Source organism: Acrocarpospora sp. B8E8 (assembly GCF_039871605.1).
GTDB lineage: Bacteria > Actinomycetota > Actinomycetes > Streptosporangiales > Streptosporangiaceae > Acrocarpospora > Acrocarpospora macrocephala.
This window is the reverse complement of the sequence record NZ_JBDPLV010000015.1, coordinates 71,956-95,236: the sequence shown is the minus strand read 5'-3', so window position 1 is coordinate 95,236 and position 23,281 is coordinate 71,956. Positions and strand designations below refer to the sequence as shown.

General features: G+C 69.3%; 20 protein-coding genes and 1 pseudogene. 8 read left to right on the top strand and 13 right to left on the bottom strand.

Translation table 11 applies throughout. The features are described 5' to 3' along the window. Window positions 1-2: 2 nt before the first annotated feature. The 6 genes from ABGB08_RS17045 to ABGB08_RS17020 form a co-directional block, all read right to left on the bottom strand. Complete coding sequence (locus ABGB08_RS17045) at window positions 3-1,295, bottom strand: YcaO-like family protein (protein ID WP_347591328.1); 1,293 nt, start codon at window positions 1,293-1,295, stop codon at window positions 3-5. Window positions 1,296-1,424: 129 nt separating this feature from the next. Beyond that, on the bottom strand, window positions 1,425-2,831 hold the full coding sequence (locus tag ABGB08_RS17040; RefSeq protein ID WP_347591326.1) for a YcaO-like family protein: 1,407 nt from the start codon (window positions 2,829-2,831) through the stop codon (window positions 1,425-1,427). Beyond that, window positions 2,828-4,528, bottom strand: a complete 1,701-nt coding sequence (locus ABGB08_RS17035; protein WP_347591324.1) for a CocE/NonD family hydrolase — start codon at window positions 4,526-4,528, stop codon at window positions 2,828-2,830. The genes ABGB08_RS17040 and ABGB08_RS17035 overlap by 4 nt, the downstream gene beginning before the upstream one ends. Next, window positions 4,525-5,280 (bottom strand): hypothetical protein, encoded by a 756-nt coding sequence (locus tag ABGB08_RS17030; protein ID WP_347591322.1) that lies wholly within the window; start codon window positions 5,278-5,280, stop codon window positions 4,525-4,527. The genes ABGB08_RS17035 and ABGB08_RS17030 overlap by 4 nt, the downstream gene beginning before the upstream one ends. A 74-nt stretch (window positions 5,281-5,354) precedes the next feature. Further along, window positions 5,355-5,543, bottom strand: coding sequence for a streptamidine-related RiPP repeat protein (locus ABGB08_RS17025; protein ID WP_347591320.1), 189 nt, complete (start codon window positions 5,541-5,543; stop codon window positions 5,355-5,357). A gap of 160 nt (window positions 5,544-5,703) precedes the next feature. Continuing rightward, entirely contained in the window at window positions 5,704-6,351 is a 648-nt protein-coding gene (locus ABGB08_RS17020) for a TetR/AcrR family transcriptional regulator (protein ID WP_347591318.1), read from the bottom strand. A gap of 85 nt (window positions 6,352-6,436) precedes the next feature. On the opposite strand from ABGB08_RS17020, the gene ABGB08_RS17015 reads away from it, so the two are divergent. Beyond that, window positions 6,437-7,609: an FAD-dependent monooxygenase gene (locus tag ABGB08_RS17015; RefSeq protein ID WP_347591316.1), complete on the top strand. Its 1,173-nt coding sequence runs from the start codon at window positions 6,437-6,439 to the stop codon at window positions 7,607-7,609. On the opposite strand, the gene ABGB08_RS17010 is transcribed toward ABGB08_RS17015, so the two are convergent. From ABGB08_RS17010 to ABGB08_RS16995, 4 genes are read right to left on the bottom strand one after another with little or no spacing between them, the layout of a single operon-like run. Beyond that, window positions 7,597-8,400, bottom strand: a complete 804-nt coding sequence (locus ABGB08_RS17010; protein WP_347591314.1) for a sulfotransferase — start codon at window positions 8,398-8,400, stop codon at window positions 7,597-7,599. The two genes, ABGB08_RS17015 and ABGB08_RS17010, sit on opposite strands and share 13 nt — an antisense overlap. Further along, the gene (locus ABGB08_RS17005; RefSeq protein ID WP_347591312.1) at window positions 8,397-9,491 is read right to left on the bottom strand and encodes a Gfo/Idh/MocA family oxidoreductase; all 1,095 of its coding nucleotides are present in this window, start codon (window positions 9,489-9,491) and stop codon (window positions 8,397-8,399) included. Before ABGB08_RS17005 ends, ABGB08_RS17010 begins: the two co-directional genes overlap by 4 nt. Continuing rightward, window positions 9,488-10,765, bottom strand: coding sequence for a condensation domain-containing protein (locus tag ABGB08_RS17000; protein WP_347591310.1), 1,278 nt, complete (start codon window positions 10,763-10,765; stop codon window positions 9,488-9,490). Before ABGB08_RS17000 ends, ABGB08_RS17005 begins: the two co-directional genes overlap by 4 nt. Window positions 10,766-10,768: 3 nt before the next feature. Beyond that, complete coding sequence (locus ABGB08_RS16995) at window positions 10,769-12,592, bottom strand: non-ribosomal peptide synthetase (protein ID WP_347591308.1); 1,824 nt, start codon at window positions 12,590-12,592, stop codon at window positions 10,769-10,771. Window positions 12,593-12,698: 106 nt separating this feature from the next. Here ABGB08_RS16995 and ABGB08_RS16990 point away from each other — a divergent pair, with 106 nt between their 5' ends. From ABGB08_RS16990 to ABGB08_RS16980, 3 genes are all read left to right on the top strand, one after another. Beyond that, window positions 12,699-15,491 carry a BTAD domain-containing putative transcriptional regulator gene (locus ABGB08_RS16990; protein ID WP_347591306.1) on the top strand — a complete coding sequence of 931 codons (2,793 nt, stop codon included), beginning with the start codon at window positions 12,699-12,701 and terminating at the stop codon, window positions 15,489-15,491. 104 nt (window positions 15,492-15,595) lie between these two features. Further along, the gene (locus tag ABGB08_RS16985) at window positions 15,596-16,732 is read left to right on the top strand and encodes an acyl-CoA dehydrogenase family protein (protein WP_347591304.1); all 1,137 of its coding nucleotides are present in this window, start codon (window positions 15,596-15,598) and stop codon (window positions 16,730-16,732) included. A gap of 39 nt (window positions 16,733-16,771) precedes the next feature. Then, window positions 16,772-17,767 carry a methyltransferase gene (locus ABGB08_RS16980; protein ID WP_347591302.1) on the top strand — a complete coding sequence of 332 codons (996 nt, stop codon included), beginning with the start codon at window positions 16,772-16,774 and terminating at the stop codon, window positions 17,765-17,767. Between the two features lies 1 nt (window position 17,768). Here the strand turns inward: ABGB08_RS16980 and ABGB08_RS16975 are convergent, their stop codons facing one another. Continuing rightward, window positions 17,769-18,596: a helix-turn-helix transcriptional regulator gene (locus ABGB08_RS16975; RefSeq protein WP_347591300.1), complete on the bottom strand. Its 828-nt coding sequence runs from the start codon at window positions 18,594-18,596 to the stop codon at window positions 17,769-17,771. A gap of 113 nt (window positions 18,597-18,709) precedes the next feature. Between ABGB08_RS16975 and ABGB08_RS16970 the strand changes: the two genes are divergently transcribed. Continuing rightward, on the top strand, window positions 18,710-19,576 hold the full coding sequence (locus ABGB08_RS16970; RefSeq protein WP_347591298.1) for an oxidoreductase: 867 nt from the start codon (window positions 18,710-18,712) through the stop codon (window positions 19,574-19,576). 34 nt (window positions 19,577-19,610) lie between these two features. Here ABGB08_RS16970 and ABGB08_RS16965 read toward each other — a convergent pair whose 3' ends face one another. Continuing rightward, entirely contained in the window at window positions 19,611-19,778 is a 168-nt protein-coding gene (locus tag ABGB08_RS16965; RefSeq protein ID WP_347591296.1) for a hypothetical protein, read from the bottom strand. Between the two features lie 370 nt (window positions 19,779-20,148). On the opposite strand from ABGB08_RS16965, the pseudogene ABGB08_RS16960 reads away from it, so the two are divergent. Beyond that, window positions 20,149-21,105 (top strand): annotated as a pseudogene (locus ABGB08_RS16960) (FAD-dependent monooxygenase); the annotation flags it as partial. On the opposite strand, the gene ABGB08_RS16955 reads toward ABGB08_RS16960, so the two are convergent. After that, window positions 21,102-21,704, bottom strand: a complete 603-nt coding sequence (locus tag ABGB08_RS16955; RefSeq protein ID WP_347591294.1) for a TetR/AcrR family transcriptional regulator — start codon at window positions 21,702-21,704, stop codon at window positions 21,102-21,104. The pseudogene ABGB08_RS16960 and the gene ABGB08_RS16955 overlap by 4 nt on opposite strands. A 137-nt stretch (window positions 21,705-21,841) precedes the next feature. Between ABGB08_RS16955 and ABGB08_RS16950 the strand changes: the two genes are divergently transcribed. After that, window positions 21,842-22,618 (top strand): SDR family NAD(P)-dependent oxidoreductase, encoded by a 777-nt coding sequence (locus ABGB08_RS16950; protein ID WP_347591292.1) that lies wholly within the window; start codon window positions 21,842-21,844, stop codon window positions 22,616-22,618. Then, window positions 22,615-23,022 carry a hypothetical protein gene (locus ABGB08_RS16945; protein ID WP_347591291.1) on the top strand — a complete coding sequence of 136 codons (408 nt, stop codon included), beginning with the start codon at window positions 22,615-22,617 and terminating at the stop codon, window positions 23,020-23,022. Before ABGB08_RS16950 ends, ABGB08_RS16945 begins: the two co-directional genes overlap by 4 nt. The last annotated feature ends 259 nt before the right edge of the window (window positions 23,023-23,281 follow it).

Below are 23,281 nucleotides of genomic sequence, written 5' to 3'. Positions count from 1 at the left end.
TTTCAGTGCGGGAGGGGCAGGGCGCGGCGCGGACGGCCGTCCAGGCTCGCCTCAAGCCGGGTCCCGCCCAGGAACGGCAGCCCGGCGGCGGTGTTGGAGTAGGTGCCTGGCGCGATGACACGGACCACGTGCAGGCCCGCGCCGCGCACGTCGGCGGTGGTGAGGTCGCTGTAGAAGACTTCGGGACCTAGCTGTAAGGCCAGTTCAGCGACGTTGCCCGGCGGCGGTGGCGTAGCGGTGGGCTGGTATTCGGCGAGGGCTTGGGCAAGTTCGTCCTCGAACTGCTCCTGGATCGTGGGATCGAGGAACAGTTGCAGGTGGCAGCCGTAGTCGACGACATCGGCAAGGTCGGCCCGGTAGGAGGATCCATAGGCGCGGTCGGATCGCCATGGTTTAAGAGGGCTGCGCGGATCGGCCGCGACCCGGCAATATGGCCCGTCCGGGTCGTCCAGACCGGCGACAAATAGCTGCAACTGCAGAGCCTCGCCGTAGGCCTTGATCATCGATTCCTCCGCACTCGCGCGTACGCCCATGCCGAGGGTCAGGTAGCCACTCTCGCGATCACGGACCAGCGCTCCGGCCACGCACAGGCCACTCTGATTCGGGAATTCGAGAAACCGGACGTCCAGCCGTCGTCGCGGACCTTCGGCGAAGGCGGCCAGCCACGGCGGCGGGGTGAGGGCGCGGAGTCCGGCCCGGCCGTGCCAGGCGAGGGTCATGGCGTCCCGTTCGACGATCTCGCACAGCCCGCCCCACAGGGCGAACTCCAGAGTCGGCCCGGCGGCCAGCCCCGCCTGGATGACCGGGTTGGTGCGTGGCGTCGGCGGTTCCAGGTCGGCAGAGAAGTACGACACCCACACCAGACCGGCCGGAACAAGCCTGGCCTCACCGGTGACCAGGTCGGTGGCTGCGGTCCATTCCACTGGCAGTGCCGAGGTGAACTCGACGAGCGGAAAGCCCGCCCGCGCGTACTGGTCGGCGGAGTACAGGGCCAGCGACGCCGGATCCAGCGCCTTCGGGCCGAGCTCACCGTGGGTGGCCGTGAGCAATCCGGTGGGGACGAGGTTGCCGCAGTAGCGTTCGGCGGCCTCGCCGAGCGCCGCGCCGAGGGCGGCTTCGGGGTCGGCGAACGCGTATCCGGCCCCGGCGGAGTCGGATGGCCAGGGGCTGAACCGGGTGGTGTCCGACAGCAGGGCGGTGACCAGCTCGAACGAGCCGGGCAGATGAGCGGGAACCTCGGTGTGTACGAGGTCGCGGACGATGCCGGTACGGGCGTCCAGGAGAGTGTCATACATAGTCACGCCAGGCCATTTCTGGACCAATGCCCTTGATCGGGCCGGACCAGGAGGTGTCATGCACGGTCACGCCAGCCCATTCGGGCCAATGCCCTTGATCAGGCCAGATCAGGTGGGAGTCATACATAGTCACGCCAGGGGGAGGGGGTGTGGGAACAGGTCGTCTTCGGTCAGAACGCGGTCGGTGAGCCCGAGCAGGCGCGGCGTTTCGTACAGGCGGGTGCCGCCGCGCAACGGGAAGGCGGGCGGGGCGTTGCCCACCAGCCCGGGGACCAGGACCCGCGCCACCGACAATCCCGCCGCCGCGATGTCGCTGGTGGTCAGGTCGACGCTGTAAGCGGTCAATCCGGCCTCGGCCAGCCGGTCCACATAGGTGGCGGGGTCGGCGGAGGGCAGATCCGCCAGCGCGGGTCCTGGCTCGGCGCGAAGCCGGTCGAGCGGGGCGCCCTGCATGCGGGGGTCGAGGTAGAGCTGGGCAATGGCGGGCAGGTCGGTGAGGTCGCGGTAGTCGGGCCGGAAGGCGTCGCGGTAGGTCCTGTCGGCGCGGAAGGGCCGGAACACATGCGGAGCGAGAGCGCCTCGGGCCACCACTCGCCACACTTCGCCATCGGGGTCGGCCAGTTGCAGGGTCAGGGAGTACAGGCCGAACGCCTCGGCCAGCGCCTTGGCCGCGGCCCCGTCTGGGGTACTGCGACAGGCGCTGCCAAACGCGACGATCCCCTCGTCCTCCAGGAACGCGGCCATCACCGGCACGCCGAACTGCGAAGGAATGACCAGCAGCCGCACCGAGGGACCGTCGCCGCCCAGCGTCGCGGTCACCCGCTCCGGGTCGGACACCGCCTCGGCGTCGGCCCCGCTCGACCACCAGATCGTGGTCGCGTCCCGTTCGAACAACTCCTCCAAGGCGGCCTGCTCGGCTCGCCTCCTGCTCGGACCGGCCGCGATCCCGGAGTAGAACAGCGAATGCGTGGCCGGTTCCGCCGCGCGCGGACCATGAAAGTAATCGAGCCAGGCCATCGACGCCGGGACCAGCACCGATGCGCCGGTCCGCAGGTTGGTGGCGGGGGTCCAGGCGATCTCCAGATCGCGGGTGAGCGGGACGAACGGAAATCCGGGCTCGCGGTACTGGGCGAGCGAATACAGCGGGATCGTCTCAGGATCGAGTGCGGCTTCACCGAGCCGCCGCCAGGAGGAGATGCGCAGGTTCCCTGGAATGGCATTGCCGCAATACCGCTCCACGGCCTCACCCAGCGCCGCGCCCCTGGCCCGGGCCGGGTCCGCAATGGCCGCGCCAAACCCGTGCCGGTCGGCCGTCCAGCCCGCGAACCTGCGCGTGTCGGATACGGCCGACCCCCACCCGGTCCAGAAGCGGGGCACGCCGGGCGGCCGGGCCTGGGGTTCGAGCGCGGTCAACACTCCGGTACGTGAGTCAACCAGTAGGTCTTCGGGTCGGTTCATAGTGCGCGGGTCGACCAGCAGGTCTTCGGTTCGGTTGATGGCGCGCGGATCGGCTAGTAGGTCTTCGGGTCGGTTCATGACGTCTCCAGGACGAGCCTTGCGGCGTGCACGCGCTGCCGGACAGAAGCGGTCGCGGTAGTGGTGTAGCGGTCGGCCCCCGTGCCGAGGGCCAGGGCGAGGCGAGGAAAGTCGCTACCGGAGATCTCCAGCCGCAGCCGCGACCCGGCGGGCAGGGTGGCCGCGACGGGACTCAGAACCAGGCGGCCGGATCCGCCTGCCCGGCCGCGGGCCAGCTCGAAGACCCGCCCGTCGTCGGTGTGCTCGGTCAGCCGCACGATCCAGTCCACGTCCTCGACCGGAGCGGTGACATCCAGATGCACTTCGGCCGCGGTAAAGGAAAGCGGATCCGCAAGCGCCGGTGTGACGAAGCGGAGCGCGTCGGAGCGTTCGTCGAGCGCCTTGCGGTCCGCGCCAGGCGCCAGCGACGGGTACGGATCCCCAGGATCGTGAACGAAACCACCAATATCCGTCGGTCCGCGCACGAAGCCACCAGGGGTTGCTGCGCCGTGAACGAAACCACCAAGCTCTGCCGGATCGTGAACGAAACCGCCAAGCTCTGCTGGGCCATGAATGAAACCACCAAGGTTGGCCGGGTCGTGAACGAAGCCACCAAGCCGTCGTGGGCCGTGAACGAAGCCACCAAGGTCCGCCGGGCTGTGAACGAAACCGCTGAGGGTGGCCTCTGGTTGGCTGGGGTGAAGGGATCCGTCCGGGTGGGCGTACAGGATTAGCGTGGTCGTGTTCTGCGGCCAGGACAGCCACCTCGTCCCGCCGATCGGGAGGATCTGCTCCTCTGCTCGCGCGGTGCCGTCGAGGCAGTCCCGGAGCCAGGCGACCTGGAGCGCGCCCAGGTCCAGCAGTGAATGCGGGCCGTGGTCTCGGTCGCCATACCTGGTCCTGCCGGTGAAGGCCAGATCGTGACCCCACGGACCGATCACCAGCCGCTGGGGCGGGCGAGGGGCAAGGGCGCTGCCCACGATGCGCCAGTGCAGCAGGGTCTCCTCGACCAGCAGGTCATACCACCCTCCGACATGGAGCCCGGCGACCGGCAGTGCGGACAGTTCCCGTTCGGTGATCTCCTCCTTCGGCTGGTGATGCGGTCCGTCGCGGACGACGTCCGCCCAACCGGGGAGGCTTGCTCCGATCCGGTCAGGCAGCCCGATCACCGGCAGGTGGGCCAGCGCGCCGGGATCAGCGCCGAGCAGAAGCGCGGTGAGGCCGTCGCGGCTGGTACGCCCATCAGCGCGCTCCAGCCACCAGGCCGCGTGCTCGGCCAGCCGGAGGACACCGTTCTCGAACTTCGTGCGGTGCAGCGCCATCGACGGCCCCATGCTGACCACCGCCGCGACAGCTTCCGGCCGCTCGACGGCCAGCGCCCAGGCGGTGTATCCGCTGTAGGAGCCGCCGTAGCCGATAAGGCGTCCGTCACTCCACTCCTGCGCACAGATCCAATCGGCCAGCGCGGCCCCGTCACCACGTTCATTGCGGTAGCACTCCCAGACCCCGTCCGAGTCATACCGCCCGCGCACATCCTGGACCACGTACGCGAAGCCGCGCCGCGTCCAGCCGGTCCCTTCCGCCAAGTGCTGATTCCGCCCGTACGGCGTGCGAGTGACCACCGTCGGGACAGGCTTGGACGGAGCGTCGGGAAGGCGGACATCTACCGCCAGCGGGGTGCCGTCCCAGCCGGGCAGCCGCAGGTTGATCCGGTTCATGCGACCGGCAGCGGCAGCACAGGATGCCGATCGAGGCCGCCGGACGCCGGATCCACGACGAGCTGGTAGGAGCCACTCGCGGGAAGACCGGTGGCACGCCAGGTCAGCACATCGTTGACGAGCAGGCCCGCCGCGAGCGCGACCGCACCCGCGTTCGGCCACGGAACCGGCGGCAGCGACACCACGCCCGCCGCACCCGCGTCCAGGTAGGACCACAACCCCGCGAGCTCGTCCGGCAGCGCCGCCGCCGCGAGCCTGCGGCCCCGCAGATCCCGGTAACTCGCCGTCCGCCCCGGCACCGTCATCGGCCCAAGTACCAGCCGGGTCCCCTCAACGTGGCAGCGATGCCACACCCTCCCACCCGCGTCGATCCCCTGCCAGCGCTCGTCCGGCAACCAGCCCGCGCAGGCAACCAGCACATCGGCCGCATCCGGGCCACCGTCGACGACCACGGTCGCGACCCCCTCCAGCAACCGCGCGACGTGCCGCGCCACCGGCCCGTCCCCGCTCACGCACACCCGCAACTGGCGCTCCGCGACCTCCGCGGCCATGGCGAGCACACCCCGCTCCCGCAGGACGGCCGCCAGCGGCTCCAACTCCTGATCGTTCCCACCCTGATAGGCCTGGTCGCGCATGCGCTCCAGCAACGCGGCCGGACCAGAAAGCCGCGCAAACCGCTCATGCTCGTCACACGAGCGCCAGGCCCCATCGGGACCGAGGTACAGATGATGACCGGGGGCGATCGACTCCATCGACCTTCTTCTCCAGGTTGCAGGGTTGAGGAGGGACGGGCGGCCCGCCGGGGAAGCGGACCGCCCTGCCGGAACTAGGCGTTCCAGGCGAACGGGGAATGCACCAGCGCATTGGTGCCGGGACCCTGCAGCGCCGGAAGCGCCGCCTCGGCACCCAGCTCCTCGAACCCGAACGGAGTGTGCACCAGCGCATTGGTGCCCGGCCCCTGCAGCGCGGGCAGCGCCGCCTCCGGGGCCAGGTCCTGGACCTCAAGGATGTGCATGAACTCTCCCATCGACAATGAAAACGGTTGTCGTTTCCAAGCGAACCTTAGACATGCCCGTCCCCCGGGCGCAAGTGACAATTTCCGGAAAAATCCGGGCATGGGAGGAGCCGCCTCGGCAGCACAGCCCAGGCGGTCATTCGAAAGCGCGGTCAGACGGTCAGGCGGGAGGATGCTCCACGGCCGTGTACCTGCGCAGGTCACCCTCGGTGTACGGAGTTCCGGGAAGCGGAGATCCCCCACCAGCGCGCAGGCCGCTCAGCATGATCTCCACCACCCGGGCCATGGCCTGCTCGTCGGGCATGCTCGGCGGTGTGTAGATGTGCAAGGTCATCAACACCGCCACATCGCCGGGACCGATGTCGGCACGCAACGCCCCGCTCGCCTGCGCCTCCTCGGTCATCCGCAGGACGCCTGCGATCACCCGCTGCCGCATCTCGTGCAGGTCCTGGCCGATTCGCAGCCGCTGGTGCAAGCGCGGCTCCAGCTTTGCCGGCAACACCCCCATCCGCAGTTCGATAGCGGCACGCAGGAAGCGGCACAGCGCGTGCCAGGCGTCGGGCTCCTCCCGCAAGACGGTCTCCACCAGGTCCACCAGCCGCTGCAGGGCCTCCTCGCCAACAGCGCGAAGCAACGCGTCCCGGTCGGGGAACCGGCGATACAGCGTGCCGATGCCGACACCCGCCTCCCGCGCCACCTCCTCCAGCGGCACGTCGATGCCCTCCTCCATGAACAACTTCTGGGCGGCCGCGACGATCAGGTCCCGGTTCCGGCGCGCGTCGGCACGCAACCCTTTCTCGGTTTCCACAACACCCTCAAAATTGGACGATTTTCCTCCACTTAGGATACCGTGGAGAAAAGTGGAGGAAAATCATCCGGTTAGTGAGGACATCATGAGCAAACGCACCGTTCTGATCTCGGGAGCCGGCATCGGCGGCCCGACCCTGGCCTACTGGCTGGCCCGACACGGCTTCGCCGTCACCGTGGTCGAACACGCCGAAAAGCCGCGCTCCAGCGGCAACCCGGTCGACGTCAGAGGACGCGCCGTACACGTCGCCGAACGCATGGGCGCCCTCCCCCGCCTGCACGAGGCCGCCACCGGCGCGACAGGACTCACCTTCGTCAACGCGACAGGCAAGCGAGTCGGCCGGATGGACATGCGCGCCATGCAACAGCCAGGCGAGGTCGAGTTGCCACGCGGCGACCTCGCCTCGATCCTGTACGACACGAGCCGCAGCCACGCCGAATACCTCTTCGACGACTCCATCGCAACCCTCGACCAGGACGAACACGGCGTCGAGGTCACCTTCGACAACGCCACCCCTCGCCGCTTCGACCTGGTGATCGGCGCCGACGGCCTGCACTCGATGACCCGCCGCCTGGCGTTCGGAACAGAAAGCGGGCTCGTACGCCACATGGGCCTCTACGTCGCCACGACACCCCTCGGCGGCCAGCCCAAACCCGGCCGGGACGTCCTCATGCACAACACCCCCGGCAAAGCGGTCGCCGTCCACCCCGCCCCCAGCGGCGACCTGGCGTTCTTCCTCTACCGCAGCCCCGCCGAACCCGGCTTCGACCACCGCGACACCGCCCAGCACAAACGCCTGCTGACCAGCGCGTTCGCGGAGGTCTCCTGGCGCGCCCCCGAACTACTCGCGCACGTACGCGCCACCGACGACCTCTACTTCGACTCGGTGAGCCAGGTACGCCTGCCGCGCTGGTGGACCGGCCGCGTCGCGCTCCTCGGCGACGCCGCGTCCTGCGTGTCCCTGTTCGGAGACGGCTCCACCCTGGCCATGATCGGCGCGTTCACCCTCGCCGAGGAACTCGCCGCCAGCCCGGACGACCCCCAGGCGGCCTTCCGCCGGTACGAGAGCGCCCACCGACTCCTGGTAGACCCCAAACAGCGCGCCATCGAACAGGCTTCGGCGCTCATCGTCCCCGCGACCCGGCTGGGCATCCTGACGCGGAACACGGCCACCCGCCTGTGGCCCGCCGTAGCCGCCGCAACCCAGTTGAAGCGCATGTTCAGCAGGCCGCGCGGCGTGGTGGATCAGGTGCGGTAGCCGCAGGCGCGGGTGATCGACCGGATCGCGGGCGGGTCGAGCAGGCGGCGCAGGGAGACGGGCAGGTTGTCCCATTCGCGCAGGTCGCGCGGAAGGTGGGCGAGCCCTTCGCCGATGTGCACCCGCGTGGTGAACACCGTCGGGTCGAAGGCGTCCGCGTCCAGGCCCGTGTGGGTCGCGATGATCTCGCAGGTGCCGCTGGGGTCGGCGATGAGGTCCTCGTAACGCAAGCGCAGCACTGGCAGACCGGCGTCCGGTGGCGCCAGGAAGTCCTCGGCTACGCGCTGCCAGTTGGCGAGCGCCTGTTCGGTGTGCTCGCGGGTCCAGAGCCCAGCCGACCGGCGCTCCCACTCATCCAGGCTGCGCAGCACATCCCTCGGGTCACGGATGAGCAGGATGACGGCCATACCGGGGAAGAGCACGTTCAGGCGACGGGCGTCGGACAGGCTGTGGCGTACCTCCTTCAGACCCCAGAGGGGGCGACCGCGGCGAGCGGCGGGCTCGCCGTACAGGGCGTGGATGAAGTGGCGGAGTGCGTCCAGGATCTGGTCGCGGTCGGGGGAAAGGTTGGCCATCCAGGCGTGGTGGGCGTGCTGCGAGTACTCCGCGCGAGCGTGCTCGCCGAAATCCTCTGACCAGGACAGCAGGCCGTCGACGGCGTCCAGGATCCGGGCGAGGTGCCCACCCTGCTCGCCCCAGATGAGCACCCCAGGATGGGAGGTCAGCAACCGTTGCAGGAGCGTGCTGCCGCAGCGCTGGCCGGCGGCGAGGATGAGCAGCGGCGCGATCATTCCCCGGCCCAGGGCATCGGCGGGAACGGCGCGAACGTGGTGCTCGGCCGCATCACGGTCCCGCCGGTCGCCTCCGCCATCGTGAGGGTCAGTTCCAGCACGTGCAGGGCGTGCTCGACCGGCAGGTGCGAGGGCGTCTCGCCGGTGGCGGCGCGGGCGAGGTCGGCCGCTCCGCGCGCGAAGTCCATCCGATGGACGTCGTCGTACCCGTGCAGAGGGCCGCGGCTGCGGACCAGCGGCACGGGGGCCTCACCAGCCGCCCGGGTGAGGATGACCGGCGACTCGTAGTCGCCGCAGTCGGTGACGGTGAGCACGCCCTCGTCGCCCACGATGCGCAGGGAGTGGTCGCCCGGCGCGATGATGCCGCCGGTGACCCGGGCGACCACACCGCCGCCGAACCTGAGGCACGCGGTGGCGAAGTCGGGCGCGGCCCCCTCCAGGTAGGGGTTGGGGACCACGGCCGCCGCGTACGCCGTGACCTCGACGGCCGGGCCGAAGAAGGCGGTGAGCCAGGTCAGGTAGTACCCGGCGTGCTCGATCACGCATCCGGTCCTGAACTCGTCCAGGTACGGCCAGGGCGCCCCCGACGCGCTCACCCACGTCTCGAACGGCAGCCGCGGAATCGGACCGGCGTCGAGTTCGGCGTAGGCCAGCCGCGGCGTGCCGATCACGCCCTCCCGCAGGGCACGCCAGAGCGTCTGGGCGGTCTCCCCGAGCAGGTTGCACGGCGCGGAACCCAGCAGCAGGCCGCGCCTGGCGGCGAGTTCCACCAGGGCACGCGCCTCGGGAAGGGTCATGGCCAGGGGCTTCTCGACGTACACGTGCTTGTCGGCCAGCAGCGCGAGCCGGGTAACCTCGGCGTGCGAGGAGGGGTTGGTCAGGTTGACGACCAGTTCCACGGCGGGGTCGGCCAGCAACTCCGGCAATGAGCCGTAGCCGTCGACCTGGTGATAGCCGGTGAATTCGCGCTGCCGCCGCAGGTCGCGGTCGTAGACGCCGGTCAGCTGCAGGAACGGATGGTTGGGCAGCGTCGCGAGGTAGAAGTCGGCGACGTAGCCGCACCCGACGATGGCGATACGCACCCGGTTCACCCGATCAATGTGGTGAGCTCGCGGATGTAGGTCGTCGCGAGCCCTTCGACGGTGGACCGGCTGAAGTAGCGCGGGCTGAACTTGAAGGTGGCGTGGAGCCGCCCGTGCTCGATCGTGACGACGCAGTCCAGCGTGGTGGAGACACCCCTGATGCGGGTGTCGCCCCAGTCGGGCAGTTCGACCGGGCGGAGCAGGTCGTCCTGGCCTGGGGATTCGACTCTGCCGACGTAGTTCAGCGTCACGCGCGGATTGTGGCGGTCGTAGATGTTGACGTAACGGTCGCCGCCGTCGGATTCGTACGTCATCTCCAGCGAGCGGGAGAAGTTCAGCAGCACTTGGGCGAAGCGCAACCGCGGGTCGGCGTACGGGGAGCGGCTTGGCGGGCGGGCGGGATCGATGACCTCAAGCAGCCCCATGGCGAAGGAACCCGCCGTGCGGGACACGTCGATGTCGTCGAAGATCGGGTCGCGGCCGTGGACGACCACGCACATCGCGACCGCCTTGACCCCGACCCAGGGGGCGATCGTGCGGGCCAGCGCGGTCTGGAGCAGGTCGATCGGGCGGGCGTCCTTTCCGCCGCGCCGGAGCAGGGCGGTGGTCTCCGCGGCGCCCATGCGGGAAGTGACCTCGTCGCCGGGCTCCTCACTCGGGTTGTGATCGATGGGCAGGGCCGTACCGGTTGGAGGCCAGGAGAGTTTGTGGTCGGTCAGGCGGCGCAAGTGCGGCTCCCATTTTCCGGACCGGATGCATTCCTCAAGCCGTTCGCCCCACGCTTTGAGCGAGGTGGTCTTGGCCGCCAGGCCGCGCCCGGCGAGGAGGGCACCGAAGTCCTCGGCCAGGATCTGCGCCGACACCCGATCCAGGGCGATGTGGTTGTAGAAGAGCACGACCAGTCTCTGCCGCCTGAAGTAGACGCATTTCAGGATCGGCCCGCGCGCGAGGTTGAGCGAGGTCAGCTGCTCGGCGATGACGGAGTCCGGCTCGGCGTCCAGCCACACCAGGGGCGTGTCGTCGCCGAGCGGCGCGATGTGCTGCGTCCATCTGCCGTAGGCCTTGGCCAGCCGGGTACGCGTGCCGTCATGGTGGGCCAGCAACCCGCGGACGGCCAAGGTCAGCCGCTCGGGACTCAGCTCTTCCCGCGCCTCGAAAGCGTGCCAGGAGACGAATTCGTCAGCAGGCGGGAACTTGGTCTCGATTCCCTCCGGATAGTCGGAGCCGGACCAGTCACGATCCAGGAACACGATCTGCACATCGGACAGCGGCACCATCTCCATCGCTTACATCCCTTCCAGTTCGGCCGCAAGTTCCGCGATGGTCGGGTGCTCTGCCAGGTGCCAGGGCTTCATCGGCAGCCCGGCGTTCTGCACGAGGGCGGTCACCCGCATGCCGACCAGCGAGTCGCCGCCGAGGTCGTAGAAGTCGTCGTGCACGCCGATCTGGTCGACTCCGAGCGCGCGCCGCCAGACGTCCAGCAGCGTACGTTCGATCTCCGAACGCGGTTCCACAACCGCCGCGGACAGGCGTACGGCCGGGAACGCGCCCTGGTCGAACAGCTCCCTGAGCGCGCCGCGGCGGATCTTCCCGGTCTCGGTCTTGGGCACGGCCTCCTTGGCGAGCGGGATGACGTAGGCCGGGCTGATGCCCACCGCGTTGAGGACCCGCGAGCGGATCTCCGGCGCGTGCTCCTCACCGCCGCAGTAGAAGACGGCCAGGGATTCGGTATCGTCGCCGTCGGCCCGGACCGCGCACGCGGCCGTGTAGGTGGCCTCGACTCCGGAGATCTCCTCGACGACGGCCTCGATCTCCTGGCAGTAGTAGTTGAGACCGTTGACGATGATGATGTCCTTCTCGCGCCCGGTGATGGTGAGCCGCCCGTCGCGCAGGACGCCGAGGTCGCCGGTGTCGAACCAGCCGTCCGCCGTGAAAACCCGCTCGGGATTGCGGTAGTAGCCGGGGGTGACCGTGGGTCCTTTCACCTGGATCCGGCCGATCTCCCCTTCGGGCAGGATCTGGCCGGCGGCGTCGGTGACACGCAGCCAGACGCCCGGGATCACCGGTCCCACATCGACAAACCGGTCCTGGCCGAGCCGGTCGGAGAACGTCACTCCGGCGGTGGTCTCCGACATCCCCCAGGAGGGGTGCATCACGTCGGGGCGCAGACCGAGCGACGTCAGGAACCGGCGCATGGTCGCCGGGACGATGGTCTCGCCCGCGTTGAGAATGTGCCGGATCGCGGACAGATCCCACGACCGGCCCGGGTGCTCGGCGAGGTGTTCATTGATCAGGTTGAAGGCGAAGTTGGGTGCCCAGGTGCAGGTCGCGCGGTAGTGGTCCAGCCGGTCGAGCCAGCTGAGCGGATCCCGCAGGATGGCCTCGGTGCCGGCGTGGATCTGCCGGGCGCCCAGATAGACGTCGCGGACATGGAAGGCGAGCAGCCCGGCCACGTGCTCCAGCGGCATCCAGTTGAAGCTGATGTCCTCGCTGGTCAGGGGCACGAGATGCAGGTAACCCCGGAGCATGGCCAGCACGCCCCGGTGGGTGAGCGTCACCCCTTTGGGGACGCCCGTGCTGCCCGAGGTGAACAGGATGGCGAACGGGTCGTCGGGCTGGGCCGGGTACCAATCCGACCGAGCCGGGTGAGATCGCAAGGCGTCAACGGTGGTCAGGCCCATGCCGAGCCGGTCCAGCTCAGGCGCGACCCGCGAGCTCGCCACGATCAGGGGCCGACCGCACAGCTCCCAGGACCGCCGCAGCCTGGCCGTGGCCACGCTCGGCTGCTCGTATCCAGGAGGAACCGTCATCGGCACGGCCGGCATGCCGCCCAGCACGCAGGCCCAGAACGTGGGCAGATAGTCGTGGTTGTCGTCGATCTGGAGCAGCACCGGATCGCTGGGACGCAGGCCCTGCGCGCGCAGGCCGGTGAGAATCGCCTCCGCCTCGGCGAGGAGTTCAGGGTAGGAGCGGGTCAGCTCGGAACCGTCCGCCCGCAGATAGGTGATCATCCCGGCGTCGGTGACCCCGGACGCGCGGGCGAGCAACTCCGGCAACGTCCGCGGGCCGGACTCCGGCAGATCACCGCCGTAGACGAGAGACAGCCCCATCGTTTCCCCTCCCCTGACGTCGGTGCGGCCACGCTAGACACGGCGCCTTCCGTCCGGCTTCCAGTACTCTTCCGCGGGCGGCGGCGGCCCGCTACCGTGCGCAGGTGTGAACGAGGTGTTGCGTTACGGCCTCCTCGGTCCGCCGGTGCTGTGGCAGGACGGCGCGCAGGTCGCCATCAACGCCAGACGGGAGCGGGTGGCGCTCGGCGTGCTGCTGCTGCACGCCAATCAGGTGGTGACCGCCGAGGACCTGATCGACGCCCTGTGGCCGGAAGAACCGCCGCCCTCGGCGCGCGCTCAGGTGCACGGGTGCGTGTTCCGGTTACGCCGCCTCCTCGGTGACCAGGCGCTTCACACCAGCGCGCCCGGCTACCGGCTGCACGTTCGCGACGAGGAGTTCGACGTCCGGGTCTTCGAGCAGGCCGTGGCGCTTGGCCGGGAGGAGCTGGCGAACGGCAGGCCGGCCGCGGCGGGGACGCTGCTGCGGCGAGCGCTCGGCCTGTGGCGCGGCCCCGCCCTGGCCACGCTGGACAGCCCGGCCGCGCGCGCCGAGGCAGCGCGGCTGGACGAGTTGCGCCTGACCGTGTGGGAGGAATACGCCGACACCGGGCTGCGATTCGGCACGATCGACGATCTGGTGGGCGAGCTCACCGCACTGGTGACCCGGCACCCGCTGCGTGAAACGTTCATCCGCCAGCTGATGGTCGCCCTCTATCGCAGTGGCCGCCAGGGCGAGGCGCTGGAGGTCTACCGGCGGGCGCGCAAGGATCTGGCCGAGCAGCTCGGGGTGCCGCCGGGGCCGGTCCTTGAGGCGACCCACCGGCGGATCCTGTGCGGCGACCCGTCCCTGCACGATTCCGCCGCAGTCGCGCGGGAGGAAGGTCCCGCCGTGGTCCGCTCCGCGCTGCTTCCCCTGGCTGTACGGGGATTCGTCGGCCGCCGCGACCAGCTGGCGCAACTGGACGAGCTCGCGGACGAGAGCCGCCGGGACAACTCGGTCACGATCGCGGCGATCATGGGTACGGCGGGCATCGGCAAGACCGCGCTGGCCGTGCGCTGGGCGCACCAGGCCAGGGAACGTTTCCCCGACGGGCAGCTGTTCGTCAACCTGCGCGGGTTCGACCCGAGCGGCCGGGCGCTCCAGCCAGAGGAGGCGATCCGGGAGTTCCTGCACGCCCTGGGAGTGCCGCCGGAGCGGGTGCCGGTCGAACCTGCGTCGCAGGCGGCGCTGTACCGGACCCTCCTCACCGGCCGCCGGATCCTGATATTTCTGGACAACGCCCGCGATGCGGAGCAGGTTCGGCCGCTGTTGCCCGATGAGCCCGGCTGCCTGGTCCTGGTGACCAGTCGCAGCGGTCTCACCGGCCTGCTCACCGTCGAGGGCGCCCAGCCGCTCACCCTCGACCTGCTCAGCGTGGCCGAAGCCCGGGAGCTGCTCAGCCACCGCATCGGCCGCGACCGGGTGACCGCCGACTCCGGCGCCGCCGACGCGATCAGCGCCTCGTGCGCGCGGCTGCCCCTCGCGCTCGTCACCGCCGCCGCCAGAGCCGCCACCCATCCGGACTTCCCGCTCGCCGCGCTGGCCGAGGAACTGCGCGACGCCGGACCCGGCCTCGACGCCCTGGACGGCGACGAGACCAGCGGCGTACGCGCGGCGTTCTCCTGGTCCTACCGGCTGCTGAGCGAACCCGCCGCGCGGCTGTTCCGCCTGCTCGGCCTGTATCCCGGCCCGCAGATCACCCCGATCGCGGCGGCCAGCCTGGCCGGGCTCGCGGTCGGCCCGGCCCGGCGCATGCTGGCCGAACTGGCCCGCGCCCACATGCTCACCGAGCAGGCGCCAGGCCGGTTCGGCTGCCACGACCTGCTGCGCGCGTACGCCATCGAGCGCACCCACGCGCTCGACTCCGCGGAGCAGCGGCGCGAGGCCCTGCTCCGGCTGCTCGACCACTACCTGCACACCGCCGACGGGGCGGATCTGCTGATGGACCCCTACCGGGTGCCGATCGCTTTGCCTCCGCCGCGGCCGGGGGTCACGGTGGAGCACCTCCTCGACTCCGCGGCCGGGTTCGCCTGGTTCGCCGCCGAGTGGCCGACCCTGGAGGCGCTCACCCGGCACGCCGCCACCGCCGGGTTCGGCGCGTACGTGTGGCAGTTGGCCTGGGCGTACTCCGATTTCCTCTACTGGCGGGGGCGGTGGCATGACCTGACGACGACGCACCGGATCGCGCTTGAGGTGGCGCGGCGGCTGGGTAGTCCGGCCGGGCAGGCCCACGCGCACCGGGGTCTCGCGGGGGCCTGCGCGCTGCTGGCCCGGCATGGCGAGGCCCACGATCACCTGCTGCGGGCGTTGGATCTGTTCGGGGCGGTGGACGATCAAGCTGATCAGGCGCATATCCATCGCAATCTGGCACAGGTGCTGGAAGGGCTTGGGCGGCATGCGCCTGCCCGTGCGCATGCGCGGCAGGCGTACCAGATCTATCGGGTCATCGGGGATCGGACCGGTCAGGCCAAGGCGCTCAGCGCGATCGGGTGGTATCACGCGTTGCTCGGCGATCATGATCGGGCGCTCAGGTGCGGGCGGCGGGCCCTGGACTTGCATCGGGCGCAGGGCGACGTACGTGCCGAGGCGGTGACCTGGCATCGGCTCGGCTATTCGCATCACCAGCTGGGCGACCATGGGCAGGCCATCGCCTGTTACGAGCACGCGGTCGCGATGCTGCGCCGGTTCGGGGACCGCGCCTACGAGACCGTCGTGCTCGATCATCTGGGCGATACCTACCTGAGCGTCGCCGATGTGGGCGCAGCCCGTACCAGCTGGACTGGGGCCTTGGCGATTCTGGAGCAGATCGGCGATCCGCACGCTCAGGAGGTGCGGGCCAAACTCCACCGGACCGGATGAAAGGTTCACGATGGTGCCGCCGTCGGGGCGGTCGTGGGCGCCGAGGTCTTGATGTCGTCGCCACGTGCGCCCAACAATGACCGGGCCGCTCCCTTGGAGGCCTGATGCCCACCGACACGACCCTGGATTTCGGCACGATAATCGGCCGCGTCCGGCAGCTCGAACCGGACATCCGGGCCCGCGCCGACGAGATCGACGAGCTCAGGCGACTGCCCGGCGATCTGGTGGCGCAGCTGCGCGAGGCGGGCGTGTTCCGGCTGGCGATGCCGGCCGAGTGGGGCGGCCCGGACCTGACCCCCGCCCAGCAGACCGAGATCGTCGAGGAGGTCTCCCGGATCGACGCCTCCGTCGGCTGGTGCGTGATGATCGGCATGGACTCCGGGATCTTCGCGCGCTACCTCGAACCGGCCGTCGCCCGGCGGCTCTTCCCCCGACTCGACATGATCACGGCGGGCTGGCTGCCGCCGGCCGGGCTGGCGCGCGAGGTCGACGGCGGCTACCTGGTCGACGGGCACTGGCGGTTCGGCAGCGGCTGCACGCACGCCGACCTGATCGTCGGTGGCTGCACCGTGCATGCCGCGGAGAGCTGGCGGGTGATCGTGGCCCAGCCGTCCGACTTCACCATCGTCGACACCTGGCACACCACCGGCCTGGCCGGTTCCGGCAGCAGGGACTACACCGCGAGCAACCTGTTCGTGCCGCGCGAGCACACCTTCTCCTTCGACCAGCCAATCCACCCCGGGCCGCTGACCCGCCAGCGCGAGGCCATCAACAGGAAGATGCCGGGCGTTCCGCTGGGCGCGGCCCGTGCGGCGCTCGACTACGTGCATCAGGTGGCCGCGCGGCGCACGGAACGACCCGGCGGCATGCGCTGGGCGCACTCCCCGCGAGTGTGGCGCGCGATCGGCTCGTGCGAGATGCGCCTGTCGGCCGCCCGGAGCTTCGTCTACTCCTCGCTCGCCGATCAGTGGGCGGAGCTGACCGAGGGCCGGGAGCCCAGCCCTCGGGTGCGGGCCGCGGTGGCGCTCGCCCGCTACCACGCCTTCCGCGAGGCCAGGGACGTGGTCGGCGAGCTCTACGACCTCATCGGCGGCGAAGCCGTCTATTCGGCGCGCACCCCGCTGGACCGGATCCACCGCGATCTGATCACCGCCTGCCAGCACGTGGTCGCCCAGAGCCGGACCCTTGAGCACGCCGGCGAGCTGCTCCTGGGCGGGCAACCCGACTACGCGTTCATCTGAGCCGTGACCAGCCGCCGTACGGTGACATCGGACCACATCATGCGGACCGCGTTCGCCTTCTGGCAGTCCAAGACGCTGCTGTCCGCCGTGGAACTCGGCGTGTTCACCCAGCTGGCCGCCGCGCCGCTGACCGCCCAGGAGCTCGCCGACCGGCTCGGCCTGCGCTCCCGAGCCGTGTACGACTTCCTCGACGCCCTGGTCGCCGCGGGCCTGCTACACCGCCACGGGGACGGCACGACAGCCCGCTATGCCAACACCGAAGCCACCGCGACCTTCCTCGACCGGGGCAGCCCTCGCTACCTGGGCGCCGCGCTGGAGCTGGCCAATGAGCGCCTTTACCCCTTCTGGGGTGGGCTGACCGAGGCGCTGCGGACCGGCCAGGCACAGAGCGAGGTCCGGCATGGCCAGGCGCCGTTCTTCGACGAGCTGTACGCCGACCCAGGCCGGGCGGAGCTCTTCCTGCGAGGCATGGCCGGGGTCTCTTCGGCCAACTTCACCGCTCTGGCCGAGGTCTTCGACTTCGGCCCTTACCGTACGGTCTGCGACGTGGGCGGCGCCGCCGGACACCTCTCCATCACCCTGGCCACCCGCCATCCCCACCTGCGATGCACGACCTTCGACCTGCCGGTCGTGGAACCGGTCACCCGGCGTACGATCGGAAGCTCAGCGGTGGCCGACCGGATCACCGTCGCCTCCGGAGACTTCTTCGCCGACCCGCTCCCCCAGGCCGACGTGATCACCATGTGCATGATCCTCCACGACTGGGACCTGGACCGGAAGACCCACCTGATCCGCTCCGCCTACGCCGCACTGCCACGGGGCGGAGCATTCGTGGTCATGGAAAACATGATCGACGACAACCGCCGCCTGAACCTCTCCGCCCTGCTGTCCTCACTCAACATGCTCATCGAGTTCGGCGACGGCTTCGAATTCACCATGACCGACTTCCGTCAGTGGTGCACGTCAGCCGGATTCTCAAAATACGAGGCATTTCCGCTCACGGGCACTTCGTCCGCAGCGATCGCCTACAAGTAGATCATTCGACGGAGACCGCGAGGCCGCTCAGGATTTCGAGGAGTTCGGTGTTGCGGGTGCCGGGTTCGGCGTGGAAGACGACGAGGATCAGGTCGTCGGTGCCGCCGATGGTGAGTTTGTTCTTCAGTAGTTCGATGTCGCCGACCTGAGGGTGGCGGAGCCTGACGGTGCGGCCGCGTTTGGGCTGGACGTCGTGGCGGTCCCAAAGGCGGCGGAAGTGGTCGCTGTGGGCGGAGAGCTCGTTGACGAGTTCCGTCAGGCGAGGGTCGTCGACGTCGGGGCCGACGTGGGCCCGCAGGCCAGCCACGCCTTCCTCCATCATTTCTTCCCAGTCCCGGTGTCTCTCCCGGTGGGATTCATCGAGGAAGGCCGCCCGCAGCAGGTTGACGCCGGGGGCGAACTTCGGAGCGAGGGCGGCCGCCAGGGTGTTGGCGGCGAGCACGTCGGTGAACTTGTTCTGGACGAAGGCGGGGTTGGTGGTCCAGCCGTCGATGAGCTGGCGGATGCTGGCCGGCACGGTCTCCGGCTGCCACGGGCGCCGGGCGTCGGCCGGGCGGGGCCTGGTCAGGCTGATCATGTAAGCGGTGGTATCGGCGTTCAGGCGCAGGACCTCGGCGAGCGCTTCGAGCACCTGGACGGACGGGTTGCGGTCGCGGCCCTGCTCCAAGCGGAGGTAGTACTCCGAGCTGATGCCGGCGAGTATCGCCACTTCCTCGCGGCGCAGTCCTGGAACTCGTCTGAGCCCGCCGCCGCGAAGACCGGCGTGCTCGGGCTGAACCAGGGCTCGGCGGGCGCGCAGGAACTCCCCGAGGGCATTCGTTCCGTCCATGCTTCAACTTTAGGCGTGGGTGTCCCTGCTGCTACCAGGAACAACGGGGAACTCCCGCCGGGACCCGTCGCCGCCGACGATGGGTGCCTCATGCGTACGACGAAAGGCTTGTCATGTCCAAGAGTGTCAGCGGCGGTTCGGTCGTCCCGGCGGAGGGCCTGCGGCTCAGCCGCATGGGTTACGGCGCCATGCAGTTGGCCGGGCCGAACGTCTTCGGGCCGCCGAAGGATCGCGACCAGGCGGTGGCCGTGTTGCGTGCGGTGGTCGACTCCGGCATCACCCACATCGACACCGCCGACTTCTACGGTCCCGTGGTCGTCAACGAGCTGATCAGGGAGGCGCTGCAGCCGTACGCGGCGGAGTTGCGCATCGTCACCAAGGTCGGGGCCCGGCGGGGTGCGGACGGCAGCTGGGTGCTGTCGCGGGATCCCGAGGACCTCAAGGCCCAGGTGCGGGAGAATCTGCAGCACCTGGGTGTGGAGACCCTGGACGTCGTCAATCTGCGCCTTGGCGAGGTCGACAGCACCAACGACGAGCCTGTCTCGGAGCCGTTCGGCGCGCTGGCCGAGCTCCAGCGGGAGGGACTGATCCGGCATCTCGGGCTCAGTTGCGCTTCCGGTAAGCAGCTCACCGAGGCGCAGGGCATCGCGCCGGTGGTTACCGTACAGAATCTCTACAACCTCGCCAACCGGCAGGACGACGCCCTGGTCGACCGGTGTGCGGCGGAGAACATCGCTTTCGTGCCGTTCTTCCCGCTGGGCGGCTTCACCCCGTTGCAGTCCGGCACGCTGAGCACGGTCGCCGAGCGGCTGGGCGCGTCCCCGCAGCAGGTCGCCCTGGCGTGGCTGCTCCAGCGCTCCCCTGCCATCGGCCTGATCCCCGGCACCTCCTCGCTGGCCCATCTGAGGGAGAACATCGCCGCGGCCGAACTGACTTTGCCGGCCGACGCGATCGCCGAACTGGACACCATCGGTCAGTGACTTCGGGTTACCAGCGTGCGTTCGGCCATGGTGATCAGGTGGTCGGCCACCGCAGCCGGGGAGAGGGCACGGCCGGGTGGAGGGCGGCCATCGAGTAGATGGCGCGCAAGGCGTGGCGTTCGGATGCGTACACTTCCGCGCCGGCACGCAGGCTGCCGCGTAGATGTTCGGCCGCGTCGGGGTGGGCGACGGCGGGCGTCACGCAGCCGCTCGTACGCGGCCTGCAGGATGCGGCGCCGGGTTTCCTCGGCCGCCTCGGCGCGCAGACGCTGCTCGTTGCTGCGCGCCTGGAACCTTGAGAAAAAGGTACGGCGAGGCGAGATCGGCGCACTCTTCTACGGGCGTGTGACCCCAACCCTGGCGTCGCCGGAAGGGATGACCGTCTCGCTGGGCTTTCCCACAGCCGAGAAGGTCGGCGATCTCAGCCCGACGTCACCGGCGGCCGTACCCCAGGATCATCTGGAGCCCGTCCTCCTCGCCTACCTGGGTGAACACCCCTGCGCGGAGGTCCGTTGGGGTACTGAAGTGCTCGCGCTCACCCAGGATGACGACGGTGTCGACGTCGTGTTGCGCGAGGAGGCCGGAGGTACTCGGTCAGGGCCGCCTATGTCGTGGGGGCCGACGGTGCACACAGCACGGTCAGGTCCGCGCTGGGTATCTCGATGGCCGGGCCCGAGCGGCTGGTCGACTACCTCAGCGTTCTGTTCCGCGCGCCGCTGCGCCAGGTCGCGCCTCCGCCGCTGCACGGCCTTTATATGATCACTCATCCGGACGCGGAGGGTGTGCTGTTACCCGTTTCGTCCGCTGATCGTTGGATGTACTCGCATCCGTGGAATCCCGACACCGAAACACTCGCCGACTACGACGACCGACGCCTGACCGCGTTGATCGCCGCGGCCACAGGGGTGCCGTACGTGCGGCCGGTTTTCGAACGTGTCGGTGCTTTCGACTTCACGGCCCAGGTCGCCGATCGTTATCGGGAGGGGCGTTGTTTCCTCGTCGGTGATGCGGCGCACAAGATCACGCCTCGGGGTGGTACCGGCATGAACACGGCCATCCACGATGGGTTCGACCTGGGCTGGAAGCTCGGGTGGGTGGTGCGTCGCTGGGCGGAAGAGGGACTGCTGGATACGTACGAGACCGAGCGGCGGCCGATCGGTGTGCGCAACACCGCGCGCTCGGCCGATCCGATGGGCGGTAGGCGTGCGACCCCCGAGGCCCTCGCCGACGACCTCGGCGCACGCCTTCCCCATATGTGGGTCTTTCCCGGGGTCAGCACTGTGGACCTGCTGGGCCCTGGTCTCACGCTGTTCACCGGGCCCGACGGTCGACAGTTCGGGGTACGACACGAGGTGCCGATTGCCGTACAAAAGCTTGATCTGCACGGAGCCCGGGCGCTCGGAATGGAGGCCGGCGGTGCGCTGCTCGCTCGTCCGGATGGGCAGGTGGTCTCGCTCTGGCAGCATGACCCGGGCGCGGAACTGCACGCGGCTATCGAACAGATCCAGGGAGCACTCGTCGCGATCTAACCGATGGGAGCGGGGCGGCGTAGGCCGTCGATGGCCTCGCGGAGGCTGATCTCGAGGTAGCTGATGCGGTCGGTCGAGATCAGCATCATGGCGCCGCCGGAGATGGCGGTGAGGATTTCGGTGGCGGCGGCGTCGACGTCGATCGAGGGGTCGATCGCGCCGCTGTCCTTGAGGGCCAGGATGCCGGTGGCGATGTGTGCCTGCCATCGCTCGTAGAGGTCGGTGATGATGTCGCGTACGCCGGGGTTGGCCAGGCCGAGTTGCGCGGTGAGGGCCGTGAGGGGGCATTTCTCGCGTTGGGCGTGGTATCTCTCGACCACGCGTTCGCGCCAGGCCGTCCATTTGGGCCAGGTCGTCAGGTCGCCGAGCATCGGTTGCTGCTCGGCCAGGACCTGTTCGGCCTCGTAGGCCGCCACGGCGAGCATCAGGTCGGCCTTGCCGTCGGGGAAGTAGTGGAACAACTGGCTCTTGCTTGTCGACGTGGCCACGCGGATGTCGTCTAGTCCCACGTTGGCGGGTCCGCGTTCGCGCATCAGGAGCGCGGCGCCCTCCACGATCCGCTGCCGGGTGGCAGCACCCTTCGGCGTCAGTACGCGCATCCAGGCCCTTCCGTTGAGATGACGGGCATGTCGTACGTCCAGGCTAACAAAATGAACCCATCAGTCCAATTGGACTTGACGGTCCATATTTCCCGAGAGCACACTGGACCAAATAGTCCATTTTTATTGGAGTCTCGATGGATCTGCAGCTCAGTGGCAAGCGAGCGCTTGTCACAGGATCAAGCAGCGGCCTGGGCGAGGCGATCGCCAAGCAACTGGCCGCCGAAGGGGCTGTCGTCGTCGTGCACGGGCGAGACGCGGCAAGAACCGCGGCGGTGGCCAAGTCCATCCGTGCGGACGGAGGCGACGCCACCATCGCCATGGGCGATCTTGGCACGGATGCCGGTGCCGAGGAGGTCGCTACCGCGGCGGGGCCGGTGGACGTGCTCGTCAACAACGCCGGTTTCTACAACCCGGTGGCATGGGCGGCTCTCGCGCCGGACGACTGGGCCGAGATCTACAACATCAACGTCATCTCCAGCGTCCGTATGATCCGGCACCTGGTTCCCGGCATGCGCGAGCGGGGCTGGGGACGGGTGATCCAGATCAGCAGCGTCACCGGACACCTGCCCTCATCGCGGCAGCCGCACTATCAGGCCACCAACGCCGCCCGGAACAACCTGGCAGCCTCCCTCTCGCGTGATCTCAAGCATTCCGGGGTGACGTCGAACGCCATCGCGGCCGGCGGCATCCTCGTCCCCAGCGTCAAGGACTACCTGCTCAACATGGGTAGGGAGAACGGCTGGGGAAACACCTGGGACGAAATCGAGTCGTACGCCGTCAACACGCTCGCACCCAACGACGTCGGCCGCATCGGCCTCCCGCACGAGTACGCCGATCTTGTCGCTTTCCTGGCCAGCCCGCGGGCCGGCTACATCACCGGCGCGACCCTGCGGATCGACGGTGGCGCGTGACATCTCCCCTGCGTACCCCTTTCACGGCCGAGTCGACGGCTGACGAGATCGTCGCCGGTATCGACCTGACCGGCCGCCGAGCCGTCGTGACAGGCGCGTCATCGGGAATCGGAGTCGAGACCGCCAGGGCGTTGGCGGGTGCGGGGGCTGAGGTCACCCTTGCGTTCGTGGTGGAAGCCGCAAAGCGCTGGGCGGCCGATGGTATTACCGCAAACGCCCTGATGCCCGGAGGGGTTCGGACGAACCTGCAGCGTCACCAGAGTCGCGCCGAGATGGACAAGATCTATGCCGAGTTCGGCGGTGTTGATGCCATCCGCTGGAAGTCGGCTGAGCAGGGGTGCAGCGACATCGGTCCTGCTCGCTGGCTCGCCGCTGCTCGACGGAATCAGCGGACGGTGTTTTGAGGACTGCACCGAAGCCGAGCCACATCAGCCGGGGGACCGACGCGGGGTGGCGGCTTACGCGCTCGACCCGGACGCGGCTACGAGACTCTGGCGTGTGTCGAGGGACACGTTGCAGACGTTTTGAGAGGCGTCCAGAAAGTTGTAAATGTGACTCTCAGGCGAGGTCCCGGAGTGAGTTCGCAGCGAGTTGGAGCCCGATCTAGAGTTGCTGGTCAGGGCCCGTGCCTATGAGCCGGATTTCGGTCTACCGGTGGGGGTT

What these genes read in the sequence shown, in the direction of transcription:
- ABGB08_RS17045 (WP_347591328.1), bottom strand. Translation starts at nt 1,295, where the DNA reads ATGTATGACACTCTCCTGGACGCCCGTACCGGCATCGTCCGCGACCTC.
- ABGB08_RS17040 (WP_347591326.1), bottom strand. Translation starts at nt 2,831, where the DNA reads ATGAACCGACCCGAAGACCTACTAGCCGATCCGCGCGCCATCAACCGA.
- ABGB08_RS17035 (WP_347591324.1), bottom strand. Translation starts at nt 4,528, where the DNA reads ATGAACCGGATCAACCTGCGGCTGCCCGGCTGGGACGGCACCCCGCTG.
- ABGB08_RS17030 (WP_347591322.1), bottom strand. Translation starts at nt 5,280, where the DNA reads ATGGAGTCGATCGCCCCCGGTCATCATCTGTACCTCGGTCCCGATGGG.
- ABGB08_RS17025 (WP_347591320.1), bottom strand. Translation starts at nt 5,543, where the DNA reads ATGCACATCCTTGAGGTCCAGGACCTGGCCCCGGAGGCGGCGCTGCCC.
- ABGB08_RS17015 (WP_347591316.1), top strand. Translation starts at nt 6,437, where the DNA reads ATGAGCAAACGCACCGTTCTGATCTCGGGAGCCGGCATCGGCGGCCCG.
- ABGB08_RS17010 (WP_347591314.1), bottom strand. Translation starts at nt 8,400, where the DNA reads ATGATCGCGCCGCTGCTCATCCTCGCCGCCGGCCAGCGCTGCGGCAGC.
- ABGB08_RS17000 (WP_347591310.1), bottom strand. Translation starts at nt 10,765, where the DNA reads ATGGAGATGGTGCCGCTGTCCGATGTGCAGATCGTGTTCCTGGATCGT.
- ABGB08_RS16995 (WP_347591308.1), bottom strand. Translation starts at nt 12,592, where the DNA reads ATGGGGCTGTCTCTCGTCTACGGCGGTGATCTGCCGGAGTCCGGCCCG.
- ABGB08_RS16985 (WP_347591304.1), top strand. Translation starts at nt 15,596, where the DNA reads ATGCCCACCGACACGACCCTGGATTTCGGCACGATAATCGGCCGCGTC.
- ABGB08_RS16980 (WP_347591302.1), top strand. Translation starts at nt 16,772, where the DNA reads ATGCGGACCGCGTTCGCCTTCTGGCAGTCCAAGACGCTGCTGTCCGCC.
- ABGB08_RS16975 (WP_347591300.1), bottom strand. Translation starts at nt 18,596, where the DNA reads ATGGACGGAACGAATGCCCTCGGGGAGTTCCTGCGCGCCCGCCGAGCC.
- ABGB08_RS16970 (WP_347591298.1), top strand. Translation starts at nt 18,710, where the DNA reads ATGTCCAAGAGTGTCAGCGGCGGTTCGGTCGTCCCGGCGGAGGGCCTG.
- ABGB08_RS16955 (WP_347591294.1), bottom strand. Translation starts at nt 21,704, where the DNA reads ATGCGCGTACTGACGCCGAAGGGTGCTGCCACCCGGCAGCGGATCGTG.
- ABGB08_RS16950 (WP_347591292.1), top strand. Translation starts at nt 21,842, where the DNA reads ATGGATCTGCAGCTCAGTGGCAAGCGAGCGCTTGTCACAGGATCAAGC.